The 21,177-nt window shown below is 71.7% G+C and carries 18 protein-coding genes and 1 tRNA gene; 14 read left to right on the forward strand and 5 right to left on the reverse strand.

From position 1 onward, the window contains the following. Positions 1-148: 148 nt before the first annotated feature. From AC6JBM_RS49935 to AC6JBM_RS49945, 3 genes are all read right to left on the reverse strand, one after another. Positions 149-221: transfer RNA gene (locus AC6JBM_RS49935), tRNA-Lys, on the reverse strand. A 78-nt stretch (positions 222-299) separates the two neighbouring features. Then, the gene (locus AC6JBM_RS49940) at positions 300-422 is read right to left on the reverse strand and encodes a hypothetical protein (RefSeq protein ID WP_350619540.1); all 123 of its coding nucleotides are present in this window, start codon (positions 420-422) and stop codon (positions 300-302) included. 79 nt (positions 423-501) lie between these two features. Beyond that, positions 502-1,530, reverse strand: a complete 1,029-nt coding sequence (locus tag AC6JBM_RS49945; RefSeq protein WP_497980558.1) for a LacI family DNA-binding transcriptional regulator — start codon at positions 1,528-1,530, stop codon at positions 502-504. 203 nt (positions 1,531-1,733) lie between these two features. Between AC6JBM_RS49945 and AC6JBM_RS49950 the strand changes: the two genes are divergently transcribed. The 10 genes from AC6JBM_RS49950 (at position 1,734) to AC6JBM_RS49995 (ending at position 11,698) form a co-directional block, all read left to right on the forward strand. Next, a complete protein-coding gene (locus tag AC6JBM_RS49950; protein WP_497980559.1) occupies positions 1,734-3,071 on the forward strand; it encodes an ABC transporter substrate-binding protein in 1,338 nt (445 codons plus the stop codon). 68 nt (positions 3,072-3,139) lie between these two features. Further along, on the forward strand, positions 3,140-4,126 hold the full coding sequence (locus tag AC6JBM_RS49955) for a carbohydrate ABC transporter permease (RefSeq protein WP_433080048.1): 987 nt from the start codon (positions 3,140-3,142) through the stop codon (positions 4,124-4,126). Between the two features lie 77 nt (positions 4,127-4,203). After that, positions 4,204-5,067, forward strand: coding sequence for a carbohydrate ABC transporter permease (locus AC6JBM_RS49960; protein ID WP_350619645.1), 864 nt, complete (start codon positions 4,204-4,206; stop codon positions 5,065-5,067). Then, on the forward strand, positions 5,064-6,680 hold the full coding sequence (locus AC6JBM_RS49965; RefSeq protein ID WP_497980560.1) for a glycoside hydrolase family 13 protein: 1,617 nt from the start codon (positions 5,064-5,066) through the stop codon (positions 6,678-6,680). Before AC6JBM_RS49960 ends, AC6JBM_RS49965 begins: the two co-directional genes overlap by 4 nt. A 22-nt stretch (positions 6,681-6,702) precedes the next feature. After that, complete coding sequence (locus AC6JBM_RS49970; protein WP_497980561.1) at positions 6,703-6,903, forward strand: hypothetical protein; 201 nt, start codon at positions 6,703-6,705, stop codon at positions 6,901-6,903. 69 nt (positions 6,904-6,972) lie between these two features. Next, positions 6,973-7,335 carry a response regulator gene (locus AC6JBM_RS49975; RefSeq protein ID WP_497980562.1) on the forward strand — a complete coding sequence of 121 codons (363 nt, stop codon included), beginning with the start codon at positions 6,973-6,975 and terminating at the stop codon, positions 7,333-7,335. Between the two features lie 415 nt (positions 7,336-7,750). Further along, positions 7,751-8,449 carry a phosphoribosyltransferase gene (locus tag AC6JBM_RS49980; protein ID WP_497980563.1) on the forward strand — a complete coding sequence of 233 codons (699 nt, stop codon included), beginning with the start codon at positions 7,751-7,753 and terminating at the stop codon, positions 8,447-8,449. Positions 8,450-8,537: 88 nt separating this feature from the next. After that, positions 8,538-9,596, forward strand: coding sequence for an ATP-binding protein (locus AC6JBM_RS49985; protein WP_497980564.1), 1,059 nt, complete (start codon positions 8,538-8,540; stop codon positions 9,594-9,596). 106 nt (positions 9,597-9,702) lie between these two features. Beyond that, entirely contained in the window at positions 9,703-10,848 is a 1,146-nt protein-coding gene (locus tag AC6JBM_RS49990) for a SigB/SigF/SigG family RNA polymerase sigma factor (RefSeq protein WP_497980565.1), read from the forward strand. 121 nt (positions 10,849-10,969) lie between these two features. After that, the gene (locus tag AC6JBM_RS49995) at positions 10,970-11,698 is read left to right on the forward strand and encodes a GAF and ANTAR domain-containing protein (RefSeq protein ID WP_497980566.1); all 729 of its coding nucleotides are present in this window, start codon (positions 10,970-10,972) and stop codon (positions 11,696-11,698) included. Positions 11,699-11,709: 11 nt separating this feature from the next. Here the strand turns inward: AC6JBM_RS49995 and AC6JBM_RS50000 are convergent, their stop codons facing one another. Then, positions 11,710-13,338 carry a S8 family peptidase gene (locus AC6JBM_RS50000; RefSeq protein ID WP_497980567.1) on the reverse strand — a complete coding sequence of 543 codons (1,629 nt, stop codon included), beginning with the start codon at positions 13,336-13,338 and terminating at the stop codon, positions 11,710-11,712. A gap of 115 nt (positions 13,339-13,453) precedes the next feature. Between AC6JBM_RS50000 and AC6JBM_RS50005 the strand changes: the two genes are divergently transcribed. Beyond that, positions 13,454-13,933, forward strand: a complete 480-nt coding sequence (locus AC6JBM_RS50005; protein WP_497980568.1) for a phosphatase domain-containing protein — start codon at positions 13,454-13,456, stop codon at positions 13,931-13,933. Positions 13,934-13,960: 27 nt separating this feature from the next. Next, positions 13,961-15,415 (forward strand): RtcB family protein, encoded by a 1,455-nt coding sequence (locus AC6JBM_RS50010; protein WP_497980569.1) that lies wholly within the window; start codon positions 13,961-13,963, stop codon positions 15,413-15,415. 18 nt (positions 15,416-15,433) lie between these two features. Here AC6JBM_RS50010 and AC6JBM_RS50015 read toward each other — a convergent pair whose 3' ends face one another. Next, positions 15,434-17,644, reverse strand: a complete 2,211-nt coding sequence (locus AC6JBM_RS50015; protein ID WP_497980570.1) for a putative bifunctional diguanylate cyclase/phosphodiesterase — start codon at positions 17,642-17,644, stop codon at positions 15,434-15,436. A 305-nt stretch (positions 17,645-17,949) separates the two neighbouring features. Here AC6JBM_RS50015 and AC6JBM_RS50020 point away from each other — a divergent pair, with 305 nt between their 5' ends. Next, positions 17,950-18,558 carry a class E sortase gene (locus AC6JBM_RS50020; RefSeq protein WP_497980571.1) on the forward strand — a complete coding sequence of 203 codons (609 nt, stop codon included), beginning with the start codon at positions 17,950-17,952 and terminating at the stop codon, positions 18,556-18,558. A gap of 111 nt (positions 18,559-18,669) precedes the next feature. Continuing rightward, positions 18,670-21,174, forward strand: coding sequence for a chemotaxis protein CheW (locus tag AC6JBM_RS50025; RefSeq protein ID WP_497980572.1), 2,505 nt, complete (start codon positions 18,670-18,672; stop codon positions 21,172-21,174). Positions 21,175-21,177 lie beyond the last annotated feature (3 nt).

Raw genomic sequence — 21,177 nt, forward strand, 5'->3', positions numbered from 1 at the left:
CTGCGAATAGGAGCCGCGATCGCTGTTGAGGGGGTGTGGGTGGAGCGAAGCTCCCCCACTGGGGAGCGAGCGAAGCGAGCGCGATAAACCGAGTTCGACAACGGCAAGCGGCCCCCGCCGCGAAGCAGGGGCCGCCGATTCGAACTCGTACGCCGCGTAGGACTTGAACCTACAACCCGCAGATTAAGAGTCTGCTGCTCTGCCAGTTGAGCTAGCGGCGCTGGCCGAACGGAGGTAACCCTAGCACGCACCCTCAGGCGCGCAAAAACGAGATACCCCCGTCCAGGGCGTGGCCTGGGTTACTCCTCGTCGTCCTCCCAGAAGAAGTCCGTCTCGGCGGTCTGGGCCGGGTCTTCGGCGAGCAGGTCCGAGTCCGGCGCGGCGAGCTCGTCCAGCTCGTCGTCCGGCTGGTCCCAGGTCACGCGCGAATTGGGCATCTCGGCTGTCATGGCACACCCCCGTGGGTACCGTGCGTGCTTCGGAACAACTGGCGACGGCGAGCTACCCCGCGCCCGCCGTCCTAACCGCGACCGGCCACGTCGACGCGCGCAGCACGAGGGTGGTCGGCATGAGGAGTTCCTCGGGGGTCCAGTCGCCGGCGGTCATGGCTCGGCGGAGCATGCCCGCGGCCAGGACGCCCTGCTCGAAGACGCGCTGGCGGACGGTCGTCAGGTCGAGCAGTGCGCTCAGCTCGTGGTCGTCGAAGCCGATGACCGATACGTGACGTCCGGTGCGGCGCAGGGCGCTCAGCGCTCCGAAGGCGAGCTCGTCGGACTCGGTGAAGACCGCGGTCGGCGGGTCCGGGAGGGTGAGCAGGCGACGCATGGCCTGTTCGCCGCCGTCCATGCCGTGCGGTACCGACATCACGAGGCTCTCGTCGATCGGGATTCCGGCGCCGGCGAGGGTTTCGGCGTACGCGCGGCGCCGTGCGTGGGCTACGGGCAGGAACATGCTCTGGTCGTTGTACGTGGAGATCATGCCGATGCGCCGGTGGCCCAGGGCGAGCAGGTGCTGCACCGCGGATGCCGCCGCCGCCACGTCGTCGATGCGCACGCAGCCGGCGCCGGGCACGTCGTGGCCTACGGCGACGATGGGCACGCCCAGGGACAGCAGGTCGGCGATCTCGGCGTCGGTGAACTGCATCGCGACGGTGAGCACGGCGTCGACCCGGCGGCGCAGCGGGAGGGCGCCGAAGAAGCGTTGCCGGGACGGGATGTCGCCGATGTTGTACAGCAGCAGGTCGAGCGAGTGCTCGCGCAGGACGGACTCGGCGCCGGCGACGATCTGGCCGAAGAACCAGCGCGACGCGTACGGCACGATCACGCCCACGGTGTGGGTCCGGCCGCTCGCCAGGCGTGAGGCGATCGGTGAGACGACATACGACAGCGACGCCGCGGCCTGCAGCACGCGGTCGCGCGTCTCGTCGGAGACGTTGGGCAGCCCGCGGAGCGTGCGCGACACCGTCGCGGTCGAGACCCCCGCGAGCCGGGCCACGTCTTCCATGCTGACGGGCGGTGGAACGTCAGCCACACGCGGAAGGCTAGGCAACGCCGGGTCCCACGGCAACATGTCCGCCGTGTTGCTAACTCGTTATCGATGAACTCGCGCGTAGGACTCGACAAACAGACCTTGCAAACGCTTACATCCGAGGAACACAAGGCACACCCCAGCACACCGGGTACGCGGGCGAAGGTGTTCGCCCAAGGACCAGGTATAGCCAAAGGAGGCTAACCATGGCCGTCCTCTCGAGGCGGCGTCGGGCGATCACGCTCGCCGGTGTGGCCGCGTTGGCCCTTGCCGCATCCGCCTGCGGCAGTTCCAGCGACTCCGGCTCCAGCAACGCCGACAAGCCCGAGTGCCAGCCGTACTCCCAGTACCGAGTCGACAAGACGAAGCACGTTTCGATCTACGCGACGATCCGCGACACCGAGGCCGACAAGCTCGAGCAGTCGTGGAAGCAGTTCGAGGACTGCACCAATATCAAGATCGACTACGAGGGCTCCGGCGAGTTCGAGACCCAGATCAAGGTCCGCGCCGACGGTGGCCAGCCGCCGGACATCGCGGTCTTCCCGCAGCCGGGTCTGCTCGCCACGTTCGCCAAGAGCGGTCAGCTCAAGCAGCTCCCCGCGTCCGTGCAGGCCAACCTCGACAAGAACTGGTCGAAGGACTGGGCCAACTACGCGACCGTCGACGGCAAGGTCTACGGCGTGCCGCTGGGCGCCAACGTGAAGTCCCTGGTGTGGTACTCGCCCGGCCTGTTCAAGGAGAAGGGCTACGAGGTCCCGAAGACGTGGGACGAGATGATCGCCCTGTCCGACAAGATCGCGGCGAGCGGCATCCAGGCGTGGTGCGCCGGCATCGAGTCCGGTGACGCGACCGGCTGGCCGGCCACGGACTGGATCGAGGACATCGTCCTGCGCGACCAGGGTCCGGACGTCTACGACCAGTGGGTCAACCACAAGATCCCGTTCAACGACCCGAAGATCTTCTCGGCCGCCGAGCGCGCCGCGACGATCCTCAAGAACCCGAAGTACGTCGGCAACCCCAAGACGATCGTGACCACCTCGTTCCAGGAGGGTGGCCTGCCGGTCAAGGACAAGAAGTGCGGCATGCACCGCCAGGCCAACTTCTACTCCAACCAGTGGCCGAAGGGCACCAACGTGGGCCCGGACGGCGACGTCTACGCCTTCTACTTCCCGCCGGTGGACCCGTCCAAGGGCAAGCCGGTCCTGGTCGGTGGCGAGTTCGTCTCGGCGTTCTCGGACCGCGAAGAGGTCGTCAAGGTGCAGACCTACCTCGCCTCGGGTGAGTGGGCCAACAGCAAGGCCAAGCTGGGCGACTGGATCTCGGCCAACAAGAGCCTCGACGTGAGCGCCGTGACCGGCACGATCGACAAGCTCTCGGTGCAGATCCTGCAGGACCCCGCCACCGTGGCGCGGTTCGACGGCTCGGACCAGATGCCCGCGCAGGTCGGCTCGAAGTCCTTCTGGACCGGCATGACCGACTGGATCAACGGCACCAAGGACACCAAGCAGACGCTGGACTACATCGAAAGCACCTGGCCGAAATAACCTGAACTGAGGTCCGGGTCCGGCGCCAAGCACCACGGCGCCGGACCCGGCTGGTCGGAGGACACCCCATGGATTACGACTTCTCCGAGGACGTCGCCAAGATCTGGCCGGCGCTCATGTTCATGGCCGGGTTCATCGTGGTCGTCGGCGCGCTGCTGTTCGTGCTCGACATCCTGCCCCGGTGGGGGAGGGGCAAGGAACGGCTCCAGATGGCCGGCTTCCTGGGCCCGGCGCTGGTCCTGCTCGGCGTCGGCCTGGTGTACCCGCTGATTCGCACCGTGTACCTCTCGTTCTACGACGCGGGTGGCGACGCCTTCATCGGCTTCGACAACTACACCTGGATCTTCACCAACGAAGACACCCTGACGATGCTGCGCAACACCCTGCTGTGGGTGGTCTGCGTCCCGCTCTTCGCCACCGGGTTCGGCCTGCTCTACGCGGTGCTGGTGGACAAGGCCCGCGGCGAGGGCATCGCCAAGTCGCTGATCTTCATGCCGATGGCGATCTCGCTCGTCGGCGCGTCGATCATCTGGAAGTTCATCTACGCCTACCGTGACCCGGGCGTGGAGCAGATCGGCCTGCTCAACCAGATCCTGGTCTGGTTCGGCGGCAAGCCCCAGCAGTTCCTGAGCAACGCACCCGGCAACACCTTCTACATGATCGTGATCCTGATCTGGATCCAGGCCGGGTTCGCGATGGTCATCCTCTCCGCCGCGATCAAGGCCATCCCGGCCGAGATCGTCGAGGCGGCCCGGCTCGACGGGGCCAACCCGTGGCAGATGTTCTGGCGCGTGACCATGCCCAGCATCCGCCCCGCCGTCGTCGTCGTGGTCGTGACCATCACGATCGCCACCCTGAAGGTCTTCGACATCGTCCGGACCATGACCGGCGGCCAGTTCAAGAGCAGCGTGCTCGCCGTGGAGATGTACAACCAGGCCTTCCGCTCCTACGACGACGGCAAGGGCTCGGCCCTCGCGGTCCTGCTGTTCCTGTTGGTCGTGCCGATCGTCATCTACCAGGCCCGGCAACTGCGGCACCGAACGGAGATCCGATGAGCAGCACTGACGCCGTCAGCACCGACGCTGCTGACGTCCCCGAGGCCAGCCCGCTCTACCGCCCCGAGGGCGAGTCGATGGCCAGCCGGGTGCGCCGCAAGCTCACGTCCCGGGCCGCCAGCGTCGTGTCGATCATCATCGCCCTGCTCTGGACGATCCCGACCTTCGGCCTGTTCGTCTCGTCGCTGCGGCCCGAGAACGACATCAAGACCACGGGCTGGTGGACGTTCTTCAGTCACCCCAGCATGACCCTGGACAACTACAACGAGGTCGTCTTCGGCACCTCGGCCTCCTCGGGCCGGCTGGCCAGCTACTTCGTCAACTCGCTGGTCATCACCGTGCCGGCGGTGCTGTTCTCGGTCACGATGGCGGCGATGGCGGCCTACGCGCTGTCGTGGCTGAACTTCCGCGGCCGCGACTGGATCTTCATCGGCGTGTTCGCGCTGCAGATCGTGCCGCTGCAGATGGCGCTCATCCCGATGCTCCAGCTGGTCAAGGGGTACACCGATTGGGGCGGCGGCTTCTTCGCCGTGTGGTTCGCCCACACCTGCTTCGGTCTGCCGCTGGGCGTGTTCCTGCTGCACAACTTCATGTCCGAGCTGCCCAAGGACCTCTTCGAGGCCGCGCGGGTGGACGGCGCCGGCCCGGCGATGACGTTCCGGCGCATCGTGCTTCCGCTGGTCACGCCGGCGCTGGCCTCCCTCACGATCTTCCAGTTCCTGTGGATCTGGAATGATCTGCTGGTGGCACTGGTGTTCACCTCGGGTCAGGGCAACCGCCCGCTGACCGCCCGGCTCGCCGAGCTGGCCGGCACCCGGGGCAACGACTGGCAGCGGCTGACCTCCGGCGCGTTCGTGTCGATGATCATCCCGCTGATCGTGTTCCTGTCGCTGCAACGCTATTTCGTACGCGGCCTGCTGGCCGGTGGAGTCAAGGGGTGAGTTCGCTGCTCTGGTGGCGTGATGCCGTGATCTATCAGGTCTACCCGCGCTCGTTCGCCGACGCGGACGGCGACGGGATGGGTGACCTGCGCGGCATCACGTCGCGCCTCGACCACCTGGTCGAGCTGGGCGTCGACGCCCTCTGGATGTCGCCGTTCTACCCGTCTCCGCAGCACGACGCGGGCTACGACGTCGCGGACTACCGCGACGTCGACCCGCGCTTCGGCACCCTCGCCGACTTCGACGCGCTCATGGCCGCCGCCAAGGAGCGCGGCCTGCGCGTCATCGTCGACCTGGTGCCCAACCACACCTCCAGCGACCACGTGTGGTTCCAGGAGGCGCTGGCCGCGAGCCCGGGCAGCCCGGCCCGCGACCGGTACCACTTCCGCAAGGGCCAGGGCGTCGACGGCGAGCTGCCGCCCAACGGCTGGCAGAGCGTCTTCGGCGGCCCGGCCTGGACGCGGGTGCCCGACGGCGAGTGGTACCTGCACCTGTTCGACACGAGCCAGCCCGACCTGAACTGGGACCTGCCCGAGGTGCGGGGCATGTTCGAGGACGTGCTGCGCTTCTGGCTCGACCGCGGCGTCGACGGCTTCCGCGTGGACGTGGCGCACGGCCTGGTCAAGGAGAGCGGCCTGCCCGACTGGACCGAGGCCCAGGTGCCGATCACCTCGCCCGGGGCCGAGCACCGCACGCCCCCGATGTGGGACCAGGACGGGGTGCACGAGGTGTACCGCGCTTGGCGGCGCATCCTCGACAGCTACCCCGGCGACCGCATCATGGTCGGCGAGGCCTGGGTCGCGCCGGCGGAACGGCTCGCGCGCTACGTCCGCCCCGACGAGATGCACCAGGCGTTCAACTTCAACTACCTGATGGCCCCGTGGACGGCCGCGAACCAGCGCGAGGCGATCGAGTCCAGCCTGGCCGGCGTCGAGCCGGTCGGCGCGATCTGCACCTGGGTGCTGTCCAACCACGACGTGGTGCGCCACGCGAGCCGGCTCGGCTTCGAGCCCGGGCACTCGACCCAGGGCGGCATCGGCATCGGCGACCCCCAGCCCGACGAGGCCCTCGGCCTGCGCCGCGCCCGGGCCAACACCATGCTCATGCTCTCGCTGCCGGGCTCGGCGTACGTGTACCAGGGTGAGGAGCTCGGCCTCCCGGAGCACACCACCCTGCCGGACGAGGTGCGGCAGGACCCGACCTGGTTCCGCTCCCGGCACGAGGTCCGGGGCCGCGACGGCTGCCGGGTGCCGATCCCGTGGGTGGCGGACGCGCCGGCGTACGGCTTCGGCCCGAGCGACGAGCCCTGGCTGCCGCAGCCGTCGGACTGGGCCCGCTTCGCCGCCGACCGTGAGCGCGGGGTGCCCGGGTCGACGCTGTCGCTGTACACCGAGGCCCTGCGCCTGCGGCGGACCCACGGGCTCGGGCGCGGTACCGTCGCCTGGAACGAGGTGGAGGGCGCCCTCGACTTCGTCAACGGCGCGGTCCGGGTGATCACGAACTTCGGCCCGGCGCCCGCCCCGCTCCCACCCGGAGAGGTGCTTCTCGCCAGCGGGGACCTGGCCGCGGACGGCAGCCTGCCGCCCGACACCACGGCCTGGCTGCGGGCGTGACAACGGCGGCTACCGTCGAGTCATGAACGCTCTGATCGCGCTGTTCTCCAGCTACCTCAGCCCGGCCGCCCTGGACGCCGTCGACACCGGGCTGGAGCTCGACCGCCGCCGCCGCAGCTATGGCGGCGGCGGCCTGATCGGCGGCTGCTGCTGCGCCGTGGTCGTGATCGTCGCGATCGTGGTGCTCCTGATCGTCAGGCGTCGGCGGCGCCCGCAGGCTTAGTTTCGCGCGCCGCCGACCGATGTTCTCGCTGGGGAGATTGTGATCCTCCGGGAAGGGAACCATTCGGTCATGGCGCGAGTCCTGCTCATCGACGACGACGCGGAGATCCGTGAGACCACCGCCATCCGCCTGCAGATCGGCGGCCATCACGTGATCTCCGCGGCGAGCCCGCAGGAGGCCCTGGACGTGGCCGAGGTCCAGCCCCACTTCGACGTGGCCGTGCTGGACCTGCACCTGCCGAAGGTGGACGGCGACGAACTGCTGGACCTGCTGCGCAGACACGCCGCGACGGCGGACCTGCCGGTGGTCTTCTACAGCGCGACCGCCCCGCACGCCACGTCCGTGCACGGGCTGTCCCTGGCGGACACGAGGCTGACCAAGGGCCGGTCCCTCAACAGCCTCCTCGCCACGATCAGCTGCCTGTCGAACTAGAAGCAAGATCAAGGGCGTCCGGGCTCGGGTCCGCGTCAGCGGCGGACCGTTGCTCCCGCCAGACATCCCGGCCTCCGCGGTGCCAAGACCGCACCAGGTCCACTTCCCGGACATGCCGGGCGCTCCGCGCCCCGGCATATCCGACATTTCGTATATGCGCGTGCTGTGATGGTTAGAGCGCTCTGATGGGCATGTGCAGCGCGTGACCCATCATCCGTTGCGAGTGAGCGAAAGCCGAGTTTTCGCAGGTCATGCGGGGGTAGGCTTCGCACCGGGCGCGGCGCCGCGGCAGAGCGGCGACAGGGATGGGGCGCTATGGGGCACCGGAACACCGCGCCGACCGAAGGGGGTGTCCGCTTGATGCGGATCGATGTGCGGATCGCATGCGAAGCCTGGCTGAGGGAAGGGGACGGCCATGTGGCCGCCTGAGCACGAGCGGTTCGCGGACCGTACGGCCGCCGGACACATGCTCGGAGATGCCGTCGCGGAGCACCTGCGCGGACGGGCGACCACGACGGCGAAGCAGCCGCTGGTGCTGGCCCTGCCCAAGGGCGGCGTACCCGTCGCGGTGGCCGTGGCCGACGCCATCGGCGCCGAGTTCGACCTCGTGATCTCCCGCAAGATCGGCCTGCCCTGGCAGTCCGATCACGGGGTCGGGGCGATCGCCGAGAACGGGCCCGCCGTCTTCGACCTCAGTGCCGTGGCCGCGGTCGGCCTCAGCGTCAGCGACCTCTCGCCGGCCGTCCAGCGCGAGCGCGTGGAGCTGCGGCGGCGGCAGGAGCGCTACCGGGGCTCCCGTCCCGCGCCCGACGTCACCGGCCGCGTGGTCGTGGTCGTCGACGACGGGCTCGCGACGGGCGTGACGGCCCGGGCCGCCGTGCGTGCGCTCAAGGTCGGCCAGCCCGACCACCTGATCTTCGCCGCGCCCGTCTGCGCGGCCGAGTCGGTCGACCTGCTCGCCGCCGACGTCGACGCGGTCATCGACATCCACAGCCCGCGCGAGTTCCACGCGCTGGGTCTGTACTACCACGATTTCGCCCCGCTGACGGACTCCCACGTCCTGCAGATGTGCACCCAGATGTGGAGCGAGAGCCGGATTCCCACGACGGTGTAGCAACGCCCTGCGCGATCCCGGTGCCGAGAACGAAGCGGCACCGGGATCGCGGTGTTTATAACGCCTGGGGTGGGTAGAGCATCACCCCATGAGGGCGGAAGACCTGCGAGCTCGCGTAGAGCGCAGGGGTGACGCCACGGTGGTACGCCTCGGCGGCGTGCTGGGCGTGGACAGCTCCCCGGCTCTGCGCTCGACGGTGCTCGCCTGCCTGGCCACCGAGCCGTCCGTGATCGTGCTCGACGTGGCCGACCTGCGCCACGACGACGACGTGGCGCTGACCGTGCTGCCGGCCCTCGCCCAGCACGCCGCCGCCTGGCCGGGCAGCGCCCTGACCCTGGCCGCGGCGAGTCCGCCGCTGGCCTCGGCCCTGGATCGCATGGCCGTGGCGAGGCGCATGCCGATGTACCCGACCGCCGACGCCGCCCTGGCCGCCCACGCGCTCCTGGCGCCACCGGTGCGCGACGCCGGCCCCGGGCCGGATCCCGCCGGGCGTCCGGGCGCCGCTCCTGGTCGCATCGGCGGCCACCCCGTCTACGCCGCCGCCCCGCTCGCGGCCTCCGTCGGCCGGACGGCCCGCGCGGCCGGCAAGGGCGCGGAGTCGGACGATCCGGTCGGCACCCGCGTGCGGGTCGCGCTCCCGCCGCTGCCGGACGCCACCGGGGCCGCCCGCCACATGGTCGGCCGGGCGTGCGTGCGCTGGGGCTTCGAGCGGGTGCGCGACGTCGCCGAGCTGGTGGTGACCGAGCTGGTCAGCAACGTCCTGCGCCACGCGCGCACCGACATGGAGGTCGTCGCCGCGCGCGATCGTGGCCGCCTGCACATCTCGGTGCGCGACCACAACTGCGACCTGCCCCGCCTCGGCGGCCGTCCGCCCGCGCACGAGGACACGCACGCGCACGAGGGCGCCGATGTGCAATCGCACGCCGACGGGGATGTGGGCCGGGTTGTGCATTCCTCCGCCGCGGGGGTTGCGCATTCGTGGGCGGGCGGGGATCGGCCTTCGCCCGCACGGGAGAGCGTATGGCCGGCGGGTGAAATGCTGCGCGAGGATGGGCGGGGGCTGCTCGTCATCAGCGCTCTCACGCGGTGCTGGGGCTGCATTCCCGTGCCCGGCGGAAAGGTGGTTTGGGCGACCGTCGCCAATTGAAAAGCTCACCCGCGAACTCATCCGGCGACGCTGAATTTGCGCCGGAAATGGTGTCTACAGTGATCCGGAAAGCAAATCCGCCTAAAGAGCAGGGGGAGTCTCCGCCATGGAGACAATGCCTACGGATTCGGTACTCGAACTGGACACCTGGCGGAATGGCGAGGACGAGATTCTGCGTCCGTCCGGGGTCCTCGACTATTCGGCGAGCGTCGGCCTGCGGGTCGCGCTCGCGCGGCGCCTCGACGAGGGCCAGCGCAGCCTCACCGTGGACCTGTCGCGGCTGCGGCTGCTCGACTGCGCCGCGGCGGACACACTGCTGCGGGCGCAGACCGACGCCCAGGAGCGAGGCGGCGCGCTGCGCGCCCCGGGCGCGACGGACCTGGTGCTGGACGTCCTCGAGATCATCGGGGCGGCGAAGCAGCTGCGCGCGTACGACGACCCGCCGCCGGGTGCGCCGCCGGTCCCCGAGGCGGACAAGTCCGACGACGCCGAGCCACCGAGCCAGTGGACCACCGTCAACGAGCTGCTGCGCCAGGCCGCGGCGCTGGACCGGTCCGACCCGCGGCGCGGCGCGCTGCGGGACCGGGCGGTCGCGCACAGCCTGCCGCTGGCCGACCGGCTGGCCCGGCGCTTCCACGGCATGGGGGAGTCGCCGGCCGACCTGAGCCAGGTGGCGGCGCTCGGGCTGATGAAGGCGATCGAGGGCTTCGACCCTGACTACGGCACCGACTTCGGCGGCTACGCGACGCCCACGATCGTGGGTGAGCTGAAACGGTACTTCCGCGACAAAGGCTGGGGCGTCCACGTTCCCCGTCGCCTGCAGGAGCTGCGCATCGAGATCAACCGCGTGCGCGACTCGCTCGGACAGCGCCTCGGCCGCTCGCCGACGCCCAAGGACGTCGCCGACCACCTCGGGATCGACGAGGACCAGGTGCTCGAGGCGCTGGTGGCCTCGTCGGCGTACCGTCCGGTCTCGCTCTTCGCCCCGCTGGGCGGCGACGACGACGCGGGCACCCTGGCCGACGTGCTGGGAGACGACGACCGGGACATCGACGGCGTCGAGTTCCGCCAGGCCGTGAAGCCGCTCATCGCCCGCCTGCCGGAGCGCGAGCGACGGATTCTGTCGCTGCGTTTCTACGGCAACCGTACCCAGGCCCAGATCGCGGCCGACCTGGGAATCTCCCAGATGCACGTGTCGCGCCTGCTGAGCCGCACCCTGGACGGCCTGCGCCGCGCTCTTCTGGACGGCTGAGCCTCCCGCCGCGCGGCGCGTGTGACGGCCGACACACGTGAGACGGCTGATGCGGGAGGCGAAAGGGTTGAGAAGATCGCGGCACGGGTAGTACGCCCCCCGGTTCGACGAAGGGGGAGCCGTGACAGACCTCCACACCGTGGAGTTCGCCGCCGTGCTGCGCCAGTTGACCGCCCGGCTCATCGCCAGCGACGATCTCGAAGAGGCGCTGGAGGACCTCGTGGAGACCGCCGCCGATCTGGTGGACGGGGCGGCCTGGTGCGCGGTCACGCTGGTTCGCTCGGGCGGGCCGTCCACCGCGGCGGCCTCGTCGGGGTTGCCGGAGGCGTTGCTCGACAGTCAGTACGACAGCGGCACCGGTCCCTCGATGGAGGCGATCCGCTCTCGGGACATCACGCTCAGCGACGACCTGGCCGCGGAGGAGCGCTGGCCGCAGTGGCGCCCGCGAGCCCTCGAGGCGGGGGTGAAGGCGGTCCTCGCGGTGCCGGTCGACATCGACTCGCACGCGATCGGGGCGCTGACCGTCTACGCCTCCGAGCCCGGCCGGTTCACCGCCGACATCGGGCTCACCGCGATGCTCGTGGCCGAGCACGCCGGGCTGCTGCTGTCGGCCGTGCTCGACCGTGGCCGCCGCGCCGACGTGCAGGCCCAGCTCACCTCGGCGCTCACGGAGGCGCTCACCGACGGCGAGACGGTCAACCGCGCCGTGGGGATCATGATGGTCCAGCGCGCCTGCTCGGCCGAGGCCGCGCTCGACGTGCTGCGCGGCACCGCGGGCCGGCTCGGCCTGCCCCTGACCACGGTGGCGGAGCGCCTGGTGCAGACCGTCGAGCAGCGGGTGAGCTCCTAGAACCCTGGCCGTCAGACCGTCAGCGTCCAGCTGTCGAGCGTCCCGGCCCCGCCCTTCGCGGTGTCCCGGACGCGCACCTTCCAGATGCCGTTGCGGTTGTACTTGCTGAGGTTCACCGTGTAGACGGCGTTGAGCCCGACGGCCTTGTCGCGCTTGTTCGCGCTCTTGAGCTTCTTCACCGAGCCGTTGGGCGCGATCAGCTCGACGGTCAGGTCGCCGCGCTTCGGGTACGCCACGTGGATCTCAACCTTCGAGGCCTTCGAGGCCTTGCCGCCGCAGTTGGCGACGGCCACGGTCGAGAGCGCGGTGCCGCGGTCACGCAGCACGACGTCGGTGCCGTTGGAGGCGACGTTGCACGGCTGGGCCGGGGCGGTGGTCACCGGCGTCGTCGTGACCGGCGCCGAGGTGACCGGGGGCGGGGTGACCGGGGTGCTCTCGGGCTGGGTGGCGACGTTCGTGATGGCGGCGGTGTCGAGCAGGCGGTTCGGGGAGCCGGAGCCGGCGTTCGTCACGATGCCGTTCGTCGCGTCGGCCACGAGGGCGTCGCGCACCTGGGACGGGGTCGCCGCCGGGTTGGCCGAGAGGTAGAGCGCGGCCGCGCCGGCCACGTGGGGCGTGGCCATCGAGGTGCCGCTCATGACCGTGGTGCCGGTGTCGGAGGCGTTGCTCGAGCTGGTGATGGACACGCCGGGGGCGAAGATGTCCAGGCAGGAGCCGTAGTTCGAGAACGACGCGCGGGTGTCGGTCTCGTCGGTCGCGCCGACCGTGATGGCCTCGGCGGTGCGGGCCGGGGACATCGTGCAGGCGTCGGTGTTCGCGTTGCCGGCCGCGACCGCGTAGGTGATGCCCGCCGCGATCGAGTTGCGCACGGCCTGGTCGACCGAGCCGTCCGCGTCGCCGCCGAGGCTCATGTTCACCACGGCCGGCTTCTGGGCGTTGGCGGTGATCCAGTCGATGCCCGCGATGATGCCGGAGTAGCTGCCGGAGCCGTCGCAGCCGAGGACGCGGACGGCGACGATCTTGACGTCCTTGGCCACGCCGTACGTGGTGCCGCCGACGGTGCCGGCCACGTGGGTGCCGTGGCCCTGGCAGTCGCTCGCGTCCGTGTCGTTGTCGACGAAGTCGTAGCCGGAGCGGGCGCGGCCGGCGAGCTCCGAGTGGGTCAGGCGCACGCCGGTGTCGAGGATGTACGCGGTCACGTTGGCGGCGGTGTTCGCGTACGTGTACGTGCCGTTCAGCGGCCGGTACTGCTGGTCGATGCGGTCGAGGCCCCACGGGGCGCCCGACTGGCCGCCCTCGATGCTCACCGTCTTGTCCTGCTGCACGTAGTCGACGAGCGAGTTGGCCGCCAGCCGCTTCGCCGCCTTCTCCGACAGCTGGGCCGAGAAGCCCTTGAGCGTCTTGCTGAACGAGCGGCGCACCTGGCCGCCGAACTGGCCGGCGAGGCGGTTCGCGGCGGCCGCGGTGCCGTCGGCGGCCACGGAGTCCTTGAAAACCACGATGTACCGGTCCCGAATCGAGCCGGCCTCGTTCGCGCCGAGGATCGTGCCCTCGGGCGCGGCCAGCGCGGGCGTGCCGGCCCCGAGCAGCCCAGCGGTCGCGGCGGCCGCGATCAGGGACGTACGGAGGAACGCTCGCATGATGCCGGATCTCCAATCAGATGACGCCGAAGCGGTGCCGTTCCAGACTCGGCAGCCAGGGGTGCACGGGCAGGTCGCCGCTCGTTGCCGCGGGGTTGCGGGAGAGACTGTGGGCATGGAGGACTCGCTGGCGGTGTTTGATATCGATGGGGTGGTCGCCGATGTGCGGCACCGGCTGAAATACCTGGACCGCCGCCCGAAGGACTGGGAACGCTTCTTCGCCGCGGCGGATCGCGATCCGGTGCTCGCCGAGGGCGTGGAGCTGGCCCGCTCCTACGCCGAGTCGCACGTGCTCGTGTGGCTCACCGGGCGCCCCGAATACCTGCGCGACCTCACTACGGCCTGGCTGCGCGCCGCCGACCTGCCGGCCGAGCTGCTGTTCATGCGCCCGGCGAACGACCGCCGCCCGGCCCGCGACTACAAGGCCCGCCAGCTCGGGCGGATGAAGCGGGAGTCGGCGGTCGCGGTCGTGGTCGACGACGATCCGGCGGTGGTGGCGCGGCTGCGGGGGCTCGGCTACGTGGTGCGGCTGGCCGACTGGGTCCCGCACTCCTCCACGCTGCAGAGCGCCCAGGAAAATGAGGGTCGCACCTGAGCCCGGCGCCCTACCATCGACGGCACGATGCTGAAGCGGACCGACCCCCGACTCGTCCGGCTCGACGAGGCCTGGACCACGCTGCCCAACCCCTATGACGTCCCGGTCGAGATCTGCGCGGCCCCGGACGTGCCGATCGAGCCCGCCGCGCTGGACGAGCTCCTCACCGTCCTGGAGACCCAGCGCACCCTCGAGGCGCTGTCGCCGGAGGCTCGCATCGAGCGGGTGGTCTGCACGCCCGACTTCCACAAGGGCGCCGGCATCCCGATCGGCACGGTGCTGCAGACCCGCGGCGCCCTGGTGCCGCAGGCCGTCGGCAACGACATCAACTGCGGCATGCGGGTCGAGGCCACCTCACTGGGCGTCGAGGAGGTCCGGCCCCGGCTGGACGAGCTCGAGCGCCGGCTGCGGCACCTGTTCTTCGAGGGCGGCCGCCGCATCGGGCTCACCCCGGACCAGCGGGCGGGGCTGCTCACGGCCGGGCTGCCGGGGCTGCTCGCGCACGGCGAGCTCGACACCCCGGTGCGCCACACCGTCCGCGACGGCGACCGGCTGCACGCGAGCGGCTTCCCGGCGCCGCACGCCGAGGAGTTCGCGGACTGGGTGCGAAGCGGCGGCGGGACCAGCTACGACTCCATCATCGGCGGGGTCGGGGGCGGCAACCACTTCGCGGAGCTGCAGTACGTCGCCGCGGTCCACGACGGCCCGACCGCCTACGCGTGGGGCCTCGCGCCCGGCCGGGTGGTCACGATGGTGCACAGCGGGTCGCTCTCCCTGGGCCACCAGGCCGGGGCGACGGGGCGGGACCTGGCGCGCAAGGCGTGGCCGACCGGCCTGCCCCAGCCCGCGAACGGGATCCGGCCGATGCTGCTCGACGACTCGACAGAGCGGATGCGGCGGCGGTACCTCACCAGCTTCGCGAACGCCGCGAACTTCGCCATCGGCAACCGGTACTTCCTCAGTCTCATGATGCGCGCCGGGCTCACCGGTGCCGTCGGCGAAATGGACGCCCGGCTCGTGTACGACGCCCCGCACAACCTGATGTGGCCGGGCGACGAGACCGTGCTGCATCGCAAGGGCGCGACGCCGGCGGGGCTGTCCGGCGACGGGTGGGGCGAGCCCGTCATCGTCCCCGGCTCGATGGGCGCGCCCAGCTACCTGCTGCGCGGCCTGGGCAACGAGCGCGCGCTCGGCAGCGCCTGCCACGGCGCCGGGCGCAGTGTCCCGCGCGGCGCGGCGGCCCGGGGCAGCGACGCGGAGCTCGACGCCTTCCTGCGCGAGTTCCGCGTGGTGACCCCGCTGAACCATCGCGACCCGGCGGTGGCGACGCGGCGGGACATCATCGCGGCGTGGCGGCGCGACCTGAAGCAGGAGGCGCCGTGGGCGTACAAGGAGGTGCTCCCGGTCGTGGACAGCCTGCGCACCGCGGGCGTCGCCGAGCCCGTCGTGGAGCTGCGGCCCCTGCTGACCGTGAAGGGCTAGCCTGCTGACCGTGAAGGGCTAGACGGTCACGGCGGTCTGCGCGTCCAGGAACTCGGCGAGCGCCGGGGCCGGCAGCGGGCGGGCGAACAGGAAGCCCTGGGCGAGCGCGCAGCCCAGCTCCCGCAGCACCGCGGCCTGGCCCGGGGTCTCGACGCCCTCGGCGACGGGGGACAGGTACATGCTGCGCGCCAGCTCGACGACCGCGCGGAACAGCGCCTTGTCCTGCTGCTCCTCGATGCGGTGCACGAAGGCGCGATCGATCTTGAGTACGTCCAGCGGCAGCGTGCGCAGGTAGGCCAGCGACGAGTAGCCGGTGCCGAAGTCGTCGATGGCGATGCGGATGCCGAACGCGCGCAGCCGGGCCAGGCGGCGGCTCACCTCCGCGGTCTCCTCCAGCGACGCGGTCACGAGCACCGTCTCGGTGATCTCGAGGACCAGCGCGGCGCCGGGCAGGCCGGTGCGCTTGAGCACGGCCAGCACCTCGTCGGCGAAGGCGGGGTTGCGCAGCTGGCGGCCGGAGACGTTCACGGTCACCGAGATGCCGTGCTCGTCGTGCCAGGCCTTGGCGTCGGTGCACGCCTGCTCCAGCACCCAGGCGCCCAGCCGGCCGATGAGCCCGATCTCCTCGGCGACGGGCACGAAGACGGCGGGGGAGACCGGGGTCCCGTCCGGCGTGGTGAAGCGCAGCAGCGCCTCGACGGCGGTGACGCGGGTGGTGTGCACGTCGACCACCGGCTGGTAGTGCATCGCGAAGCCGGTGGCGGCCTCGACCGCCGCGCGCAGCTGGTCGGCGAGGAGGGTGTGGGCGACGTGGGCCTCGCGCAGCGCCGGGTGGTAGCGCACGGCCCGGTTGCGTCCGGCCTCCTTGGCCGCGTAGAGGGCGATGTCCGCGCTCTGCAGCGCCTCGCCGGTGGTGACGGGGTGGCCGGAGTACACGCCGATGCTGGCGCTGATCCGCTGCTCGCGGCCGGCGACACGGTAGGGCAGCGCGAGCTCCCCCACGAGCGCGGCGGCGATCTCGTCCAGCGTCTCCGGCGGGCAGATGACCGCGAACTCGTCGCCGCCGAGGCGGGCCAGCAGCGAGGCGGGGCCCGCGGTCGCCCGCAGCCGCTCGCTCGCGGTCAGCAGCAGCTCGTCGCCGGCCGGGTGGCCGAGCGTGTCGTTGACGTCCTTGAACCCGTCGAGGTCGATGATGAGCAGCCCGATCTCGCGGTGGGTGTCGAGGTCCTCCTGCAGGCTGCTGCGGAACAGCTCGCGGTTGGCCAGGCCGGTGAGCACGTCGTGCTGGGCCCGGAAGGCGAGCTCCTGCTGCAGCTGCACGCGGTCGCGCAGGGCGCGGCCGAGGCGCAGCACCATCGAGACCATCAGCGCGCCGGTGAGCACGGCGGGCACCAGCGCGTGCCGCCACGGGTCGACCCCTCGGCGCAGCACCAGGTCGGCGACGAGGAGCCCAGGGCCGAGCAGCGCCAGGGCGATGAAGCCGGCGATCGGCGTACCGTAGTCGCCCCGGCTCTTGCGGGCGTGCAGCAGGGCGTGGCGGGCGTCGGGGTGCAGGGCCGCGGCGGCGAACAGCAGCGCCCAGGCGAGCCAGCCGACCGCGGACAAGGAGCTGGTCACGATCGTGCCGCGGCCGGCGACGTACTTGAAGACGTAGAACGCGTCCGTGCCCACCATCACCCCGGCCGAGGCGAGCACCAGCCCGGCGACCGTGCCCCGGCGCACCGCGAGCGCGAGGCGCAGCAGCAGCGCGATGGTCACCAGGTCACTCACGGCGATCAGGCTCACGCCGAAGGCGTCGAGGGGCTTGAGACCGCTGCGGTGCAGCAGCGGATACAGCACGAAGATCCAGGTCAGCTGGGCGATCCCGAGCAGGATGATGCTCGCGTCGAGGATGCGCGTCGAGGACCACGGGCGCAGCCGGCGGGCGATGAGCCAGAGGCCGGCCGCGGTGAGGGGGTAGCAGAAGAAGTACCCGGCCCCGAGCTCCTCCGGCGCGCCGGGCACGACGCTGAGCAGCAGGGTGCTCGTCGCCGAGGCCACGATGCCGGCGAACATGAGCCACCACGCCGCCCGCGGCTCGGGCCGTCGGCGGCACAGGGCGACGGCGGCCACGACGACGCAGCCGAGCAGGGACGCGAGGTTCAGCACGCCTTTGCCGCTCGGCGAGATGAGCGCCGCGACCGCGGCGAGCGCCGCGGCACCGCCGAGGAACCAGAGCCAGATTCGCACCCACTCATTCAGCGGGACGGGTGGTGCAGCCCGGTTGCCCGACGGGGTGCAAGGCGGATCAGCGCTGCCGCGGCGCACCTACCAGGTCACTATGGCGGCCGTGAGCTTCGGTCCGCTGTCGGGCGGTCCGGCCGGATACGGTGCCCTGTCGACGGTCTTCGCCGCCCGGTACCCTGCTCGGCGCGCTTGCCGTGCCGGCGGGCGCGATCGGCGTGCCGGCCTGCGCCGCGGGCGCGCTCCACCCGCTCGGCCGCCGGCCTTCCGAGGCTCCCGCGCCGACCCGATAAGCGGCATATAGTGCGTTTATGACGATCCGCCGGCTGGTGCCGGCCCTTGTGGTGCTGGGGGTGCTGTCGGGGCTGGCGGCGGGCGGAGCGGCGGCGTGGAGCTGGTGGGGGCGCGCCCATGAGATCCGCGCCGCCCAGCACCGGCTCTCCCAGGAGCTCGACGCGCGCTGGGCCGCCGACCGCCCCGAGGCCGCCACCGGCCCGGTCGCGCGGCTGCACCTGCCCACGCTGCGGCTCGACCTCGTGGTGCTCGGCGGCGCGGGCGGGGACGAGCGGGGCTCCGGCCCGGCGCTCGTCCCGGGCACGGCGGCGATCGGCGCCGCGGGCAACACCGCCGTCGCGGGCGAGCGGCGGCCGGGCGTGTTCTGGGACCTGGACCGGCTCGGGATCGGCGATCCGGTGGTGCTCGAGACGCGGCAGAGCTGGTTCGTGTACCGCGTGATCGAGGCCCGCGTCGAGCGCCCCGAGGACGGCACGGCGCTCGCCCCGCCGCCGCCCGGCGCCGGGCCGCTGCTGACCCTGGTGACGCCCGAGCCGCGGCTGAGCACCGCTCGCCGCCTGATCCGCCAGGCGACGCTCGTGCGCCGCGATGCGCGCGGCGGCCCTCGTCCGGCCGAACTGGCCTGAATCTCCTTTACCGGCCATCTCTGGTGCCGATTGGCCCAGTGGGTCCGAGCCGTGGGGTTCGTCCCGATGCGTGTCGTGTCCCCCGGACGGGGTCGAAAGGAGCGCCTGGCCGTGAGCGAGTTGGGTGACATTGTCCAGGAGTTCCTCGTGGAGTCCCACGAGAACCTCGACCAGCTGGACCGAGACTTGGTCGCGCTCGAGGCCCAGCCGGGCTCGCGCGACCTGCTCTCCTCGATCTTCCGGACGATTCACACGATCAAGGGCACCTCGGGGTTCCTGGCGTTCAACCGCCTGGAGAAGGTGACCCACGTCGGCGAGTCCCTGCTGTCCCGCCTGCGCGACGGCGCCCAGGGCATGACCCCGGCGACCACCGACGCCCTGCTGCGCATGGTCGACACGGTGCGCGGGCTGCTCTCCGAGATCGAGGAGAACGGCCAGGAGCTGCCCGGCGACGACTCCGAGGTGGTCGCGGCGGTCAACGCCTGCATCACCGACGACTCGGCCAAGGCCGCCGCGCCGGCCGCCCCGCCGCCGCCCGCCCCGGCACCGGTCGCGGCCCCCGCGCCCGAGCCCGTCGCGGCCCCCGCGCCCGAGCCCGTCGCGGCCCCCGAGCCCGCCGCGGCCCCCGAGCCCGTCGCGGCCGCCGCCCCCGAGCCCGTCGCGGAGGTCGTGGTCGTCGAGCCGCCGGCCGAGGTGGTCGTCGTCCAGCCGGTCGTCGCGGTCGTCGAGACCCCGGCCGCGGCGCCGCCCCCGCCCCCGCCGGCCGCGCAGAAGCCGGCCGCCGAGCCGCCCGCCGCCGGCAAGCCGCCCGCGGCCGCCCCGCCCGCGCCCCCGGCCCCGCCCGCCGCCGCCAAGGGGCCCGGCGAGCCCGGCGAGGAGCCGGCCTCCCGCCGCAGCGTCGCCGACCAGTCCATCCGCGTCGACGTCGACCTGCTCGACAAGCTCATGAACCTCGTCGGTGAGCTGGTGCTGACCCGCAACCAGCTCGTCCGCGCGATCGGCACCGTCTCCGACCCCGGCATGACCCGCACCGGCCAGCGGCTCAACCTCATCACCTCCGAGCTGCAGGAGTCGGTGATGAAGACCCGCATGCAGGCGATCGACCACCTGTGGTCGAAGCTGCCGCGGGTCGTGCGCGACCTCTCCTCGACCTTCGGCAAGCAGATCCGCCTGGCCCAGGAGGGCAAGGAGACCGAGCTCGACCGGTCGCTGCTGGAGGCGGTGAAGGACCCGCTGACCCACCTCGTGCGCAACGCCGTCGACCACGGCATCGAGACGCCCGCCGATCGCATCGCGGCCGGCAAGCCGGCCGAGGGGACGCTGACCCTGCGCGCGTACCACGAGGGCGGCCACGTCATCGTCGAGGTCCGCGACGACGGCTCCGGCATCGACCCGGACAAGATCGCGCGGATCGGCGTGGAGAAGGGCATCGTCTCGCGCGACCAGCTCGCCACGATGGACCGGCGCGAGATCCTCGGCCTGGTGTTCAAGCCCGGCTTCTCCACCGCCAAGGCGGTCACGAACGTCTCCGGCCGCGGCGTCGGCATGGACGTGGTGAAGACGAACATCGAGCGCATCGGCGGCGCCGTCGACGTCGACTCGATCGTCGGCAAGGGCACCACCTGGCGGCTCACGATCCCGCTGACGCTGGCCATCATCCAGGCGCTCACCATCGAGTGCGGGCACGAGCGGTACGTCATCCCGCAGGTCGCCGTGCACGAGCTCGTCTACCTCGACGGGCAGTCGGGCCGGGTGGTCGAGCACGCGATGGGCGCACCGGTGTACCGCCTGCGAGGCAAGCTGCTGCCGCTGGTCTACCTCGACGACACGCTCGGCCTGGCCCGCGACGGCGAGCACGACACCGACGTGTACGTCGCCGTGCTCCAGGCCGAGGGCAAGCGCTTCGGCCTCGTCGTGGACCGGGTGCTCAACACCGAGGAGGTCGTGGTCAAGCCGCTGACCTCGCGGTTCAAGGACATCGGGGTCTACGCGGGGGCCACGCTGCTCGGCGACGGCCGGGTCGCGCTCATCCTCGACGTCGCCTCGCTGGCCCGCCGCGCCCACCTGGCCTCCGGCGGCGAGCGCACCGACGCCGACGCCGACACGACCGTGCGCCGCGGCCGGGGCAACGCCGACCGGCTGCTCATCGCCGGGGTCGGCGACCGGCGCGTGGCCATCCCGCTGGACATGGTCACCCGGCTCGAGGAGTTCCCGGTCGAGCGCATCGAGCGCACCGGCAGCCGGGAGGTCGTGCAGTACCGCGACCAGATCCTGCCCGTCCTGCGCCTCTCGCACCTGCTGGGTGCCTACGAGACCGAGCCCGGCCCGACGGTCCCGGTGGTCGTCTACACCGAGAACGGCCGCTCGGTGGCGCTCGCGGTCGAGAAGATCATCGACATCGTCGAGGAGGGGCTCGACGACTCCAAGCGCGACTTCGGCGACGACGGGCTGCTCGGCTCGGCCGTCATCCAGCAGCGCGTCACCGAGCTGCTGGACGTGCGGCGGGCCATTCTCGCCGCCGACCCGCTGTTCCACACGTCGATGGACCCGTACGAGCACGACCCTTACCAAACCGGTACCGAGGCCGACTACACCTACCAGCCCGCCGGAGCCTGAGCC

Source organism: Dactylosporangium thailandense (assembly GCF_059739745.1).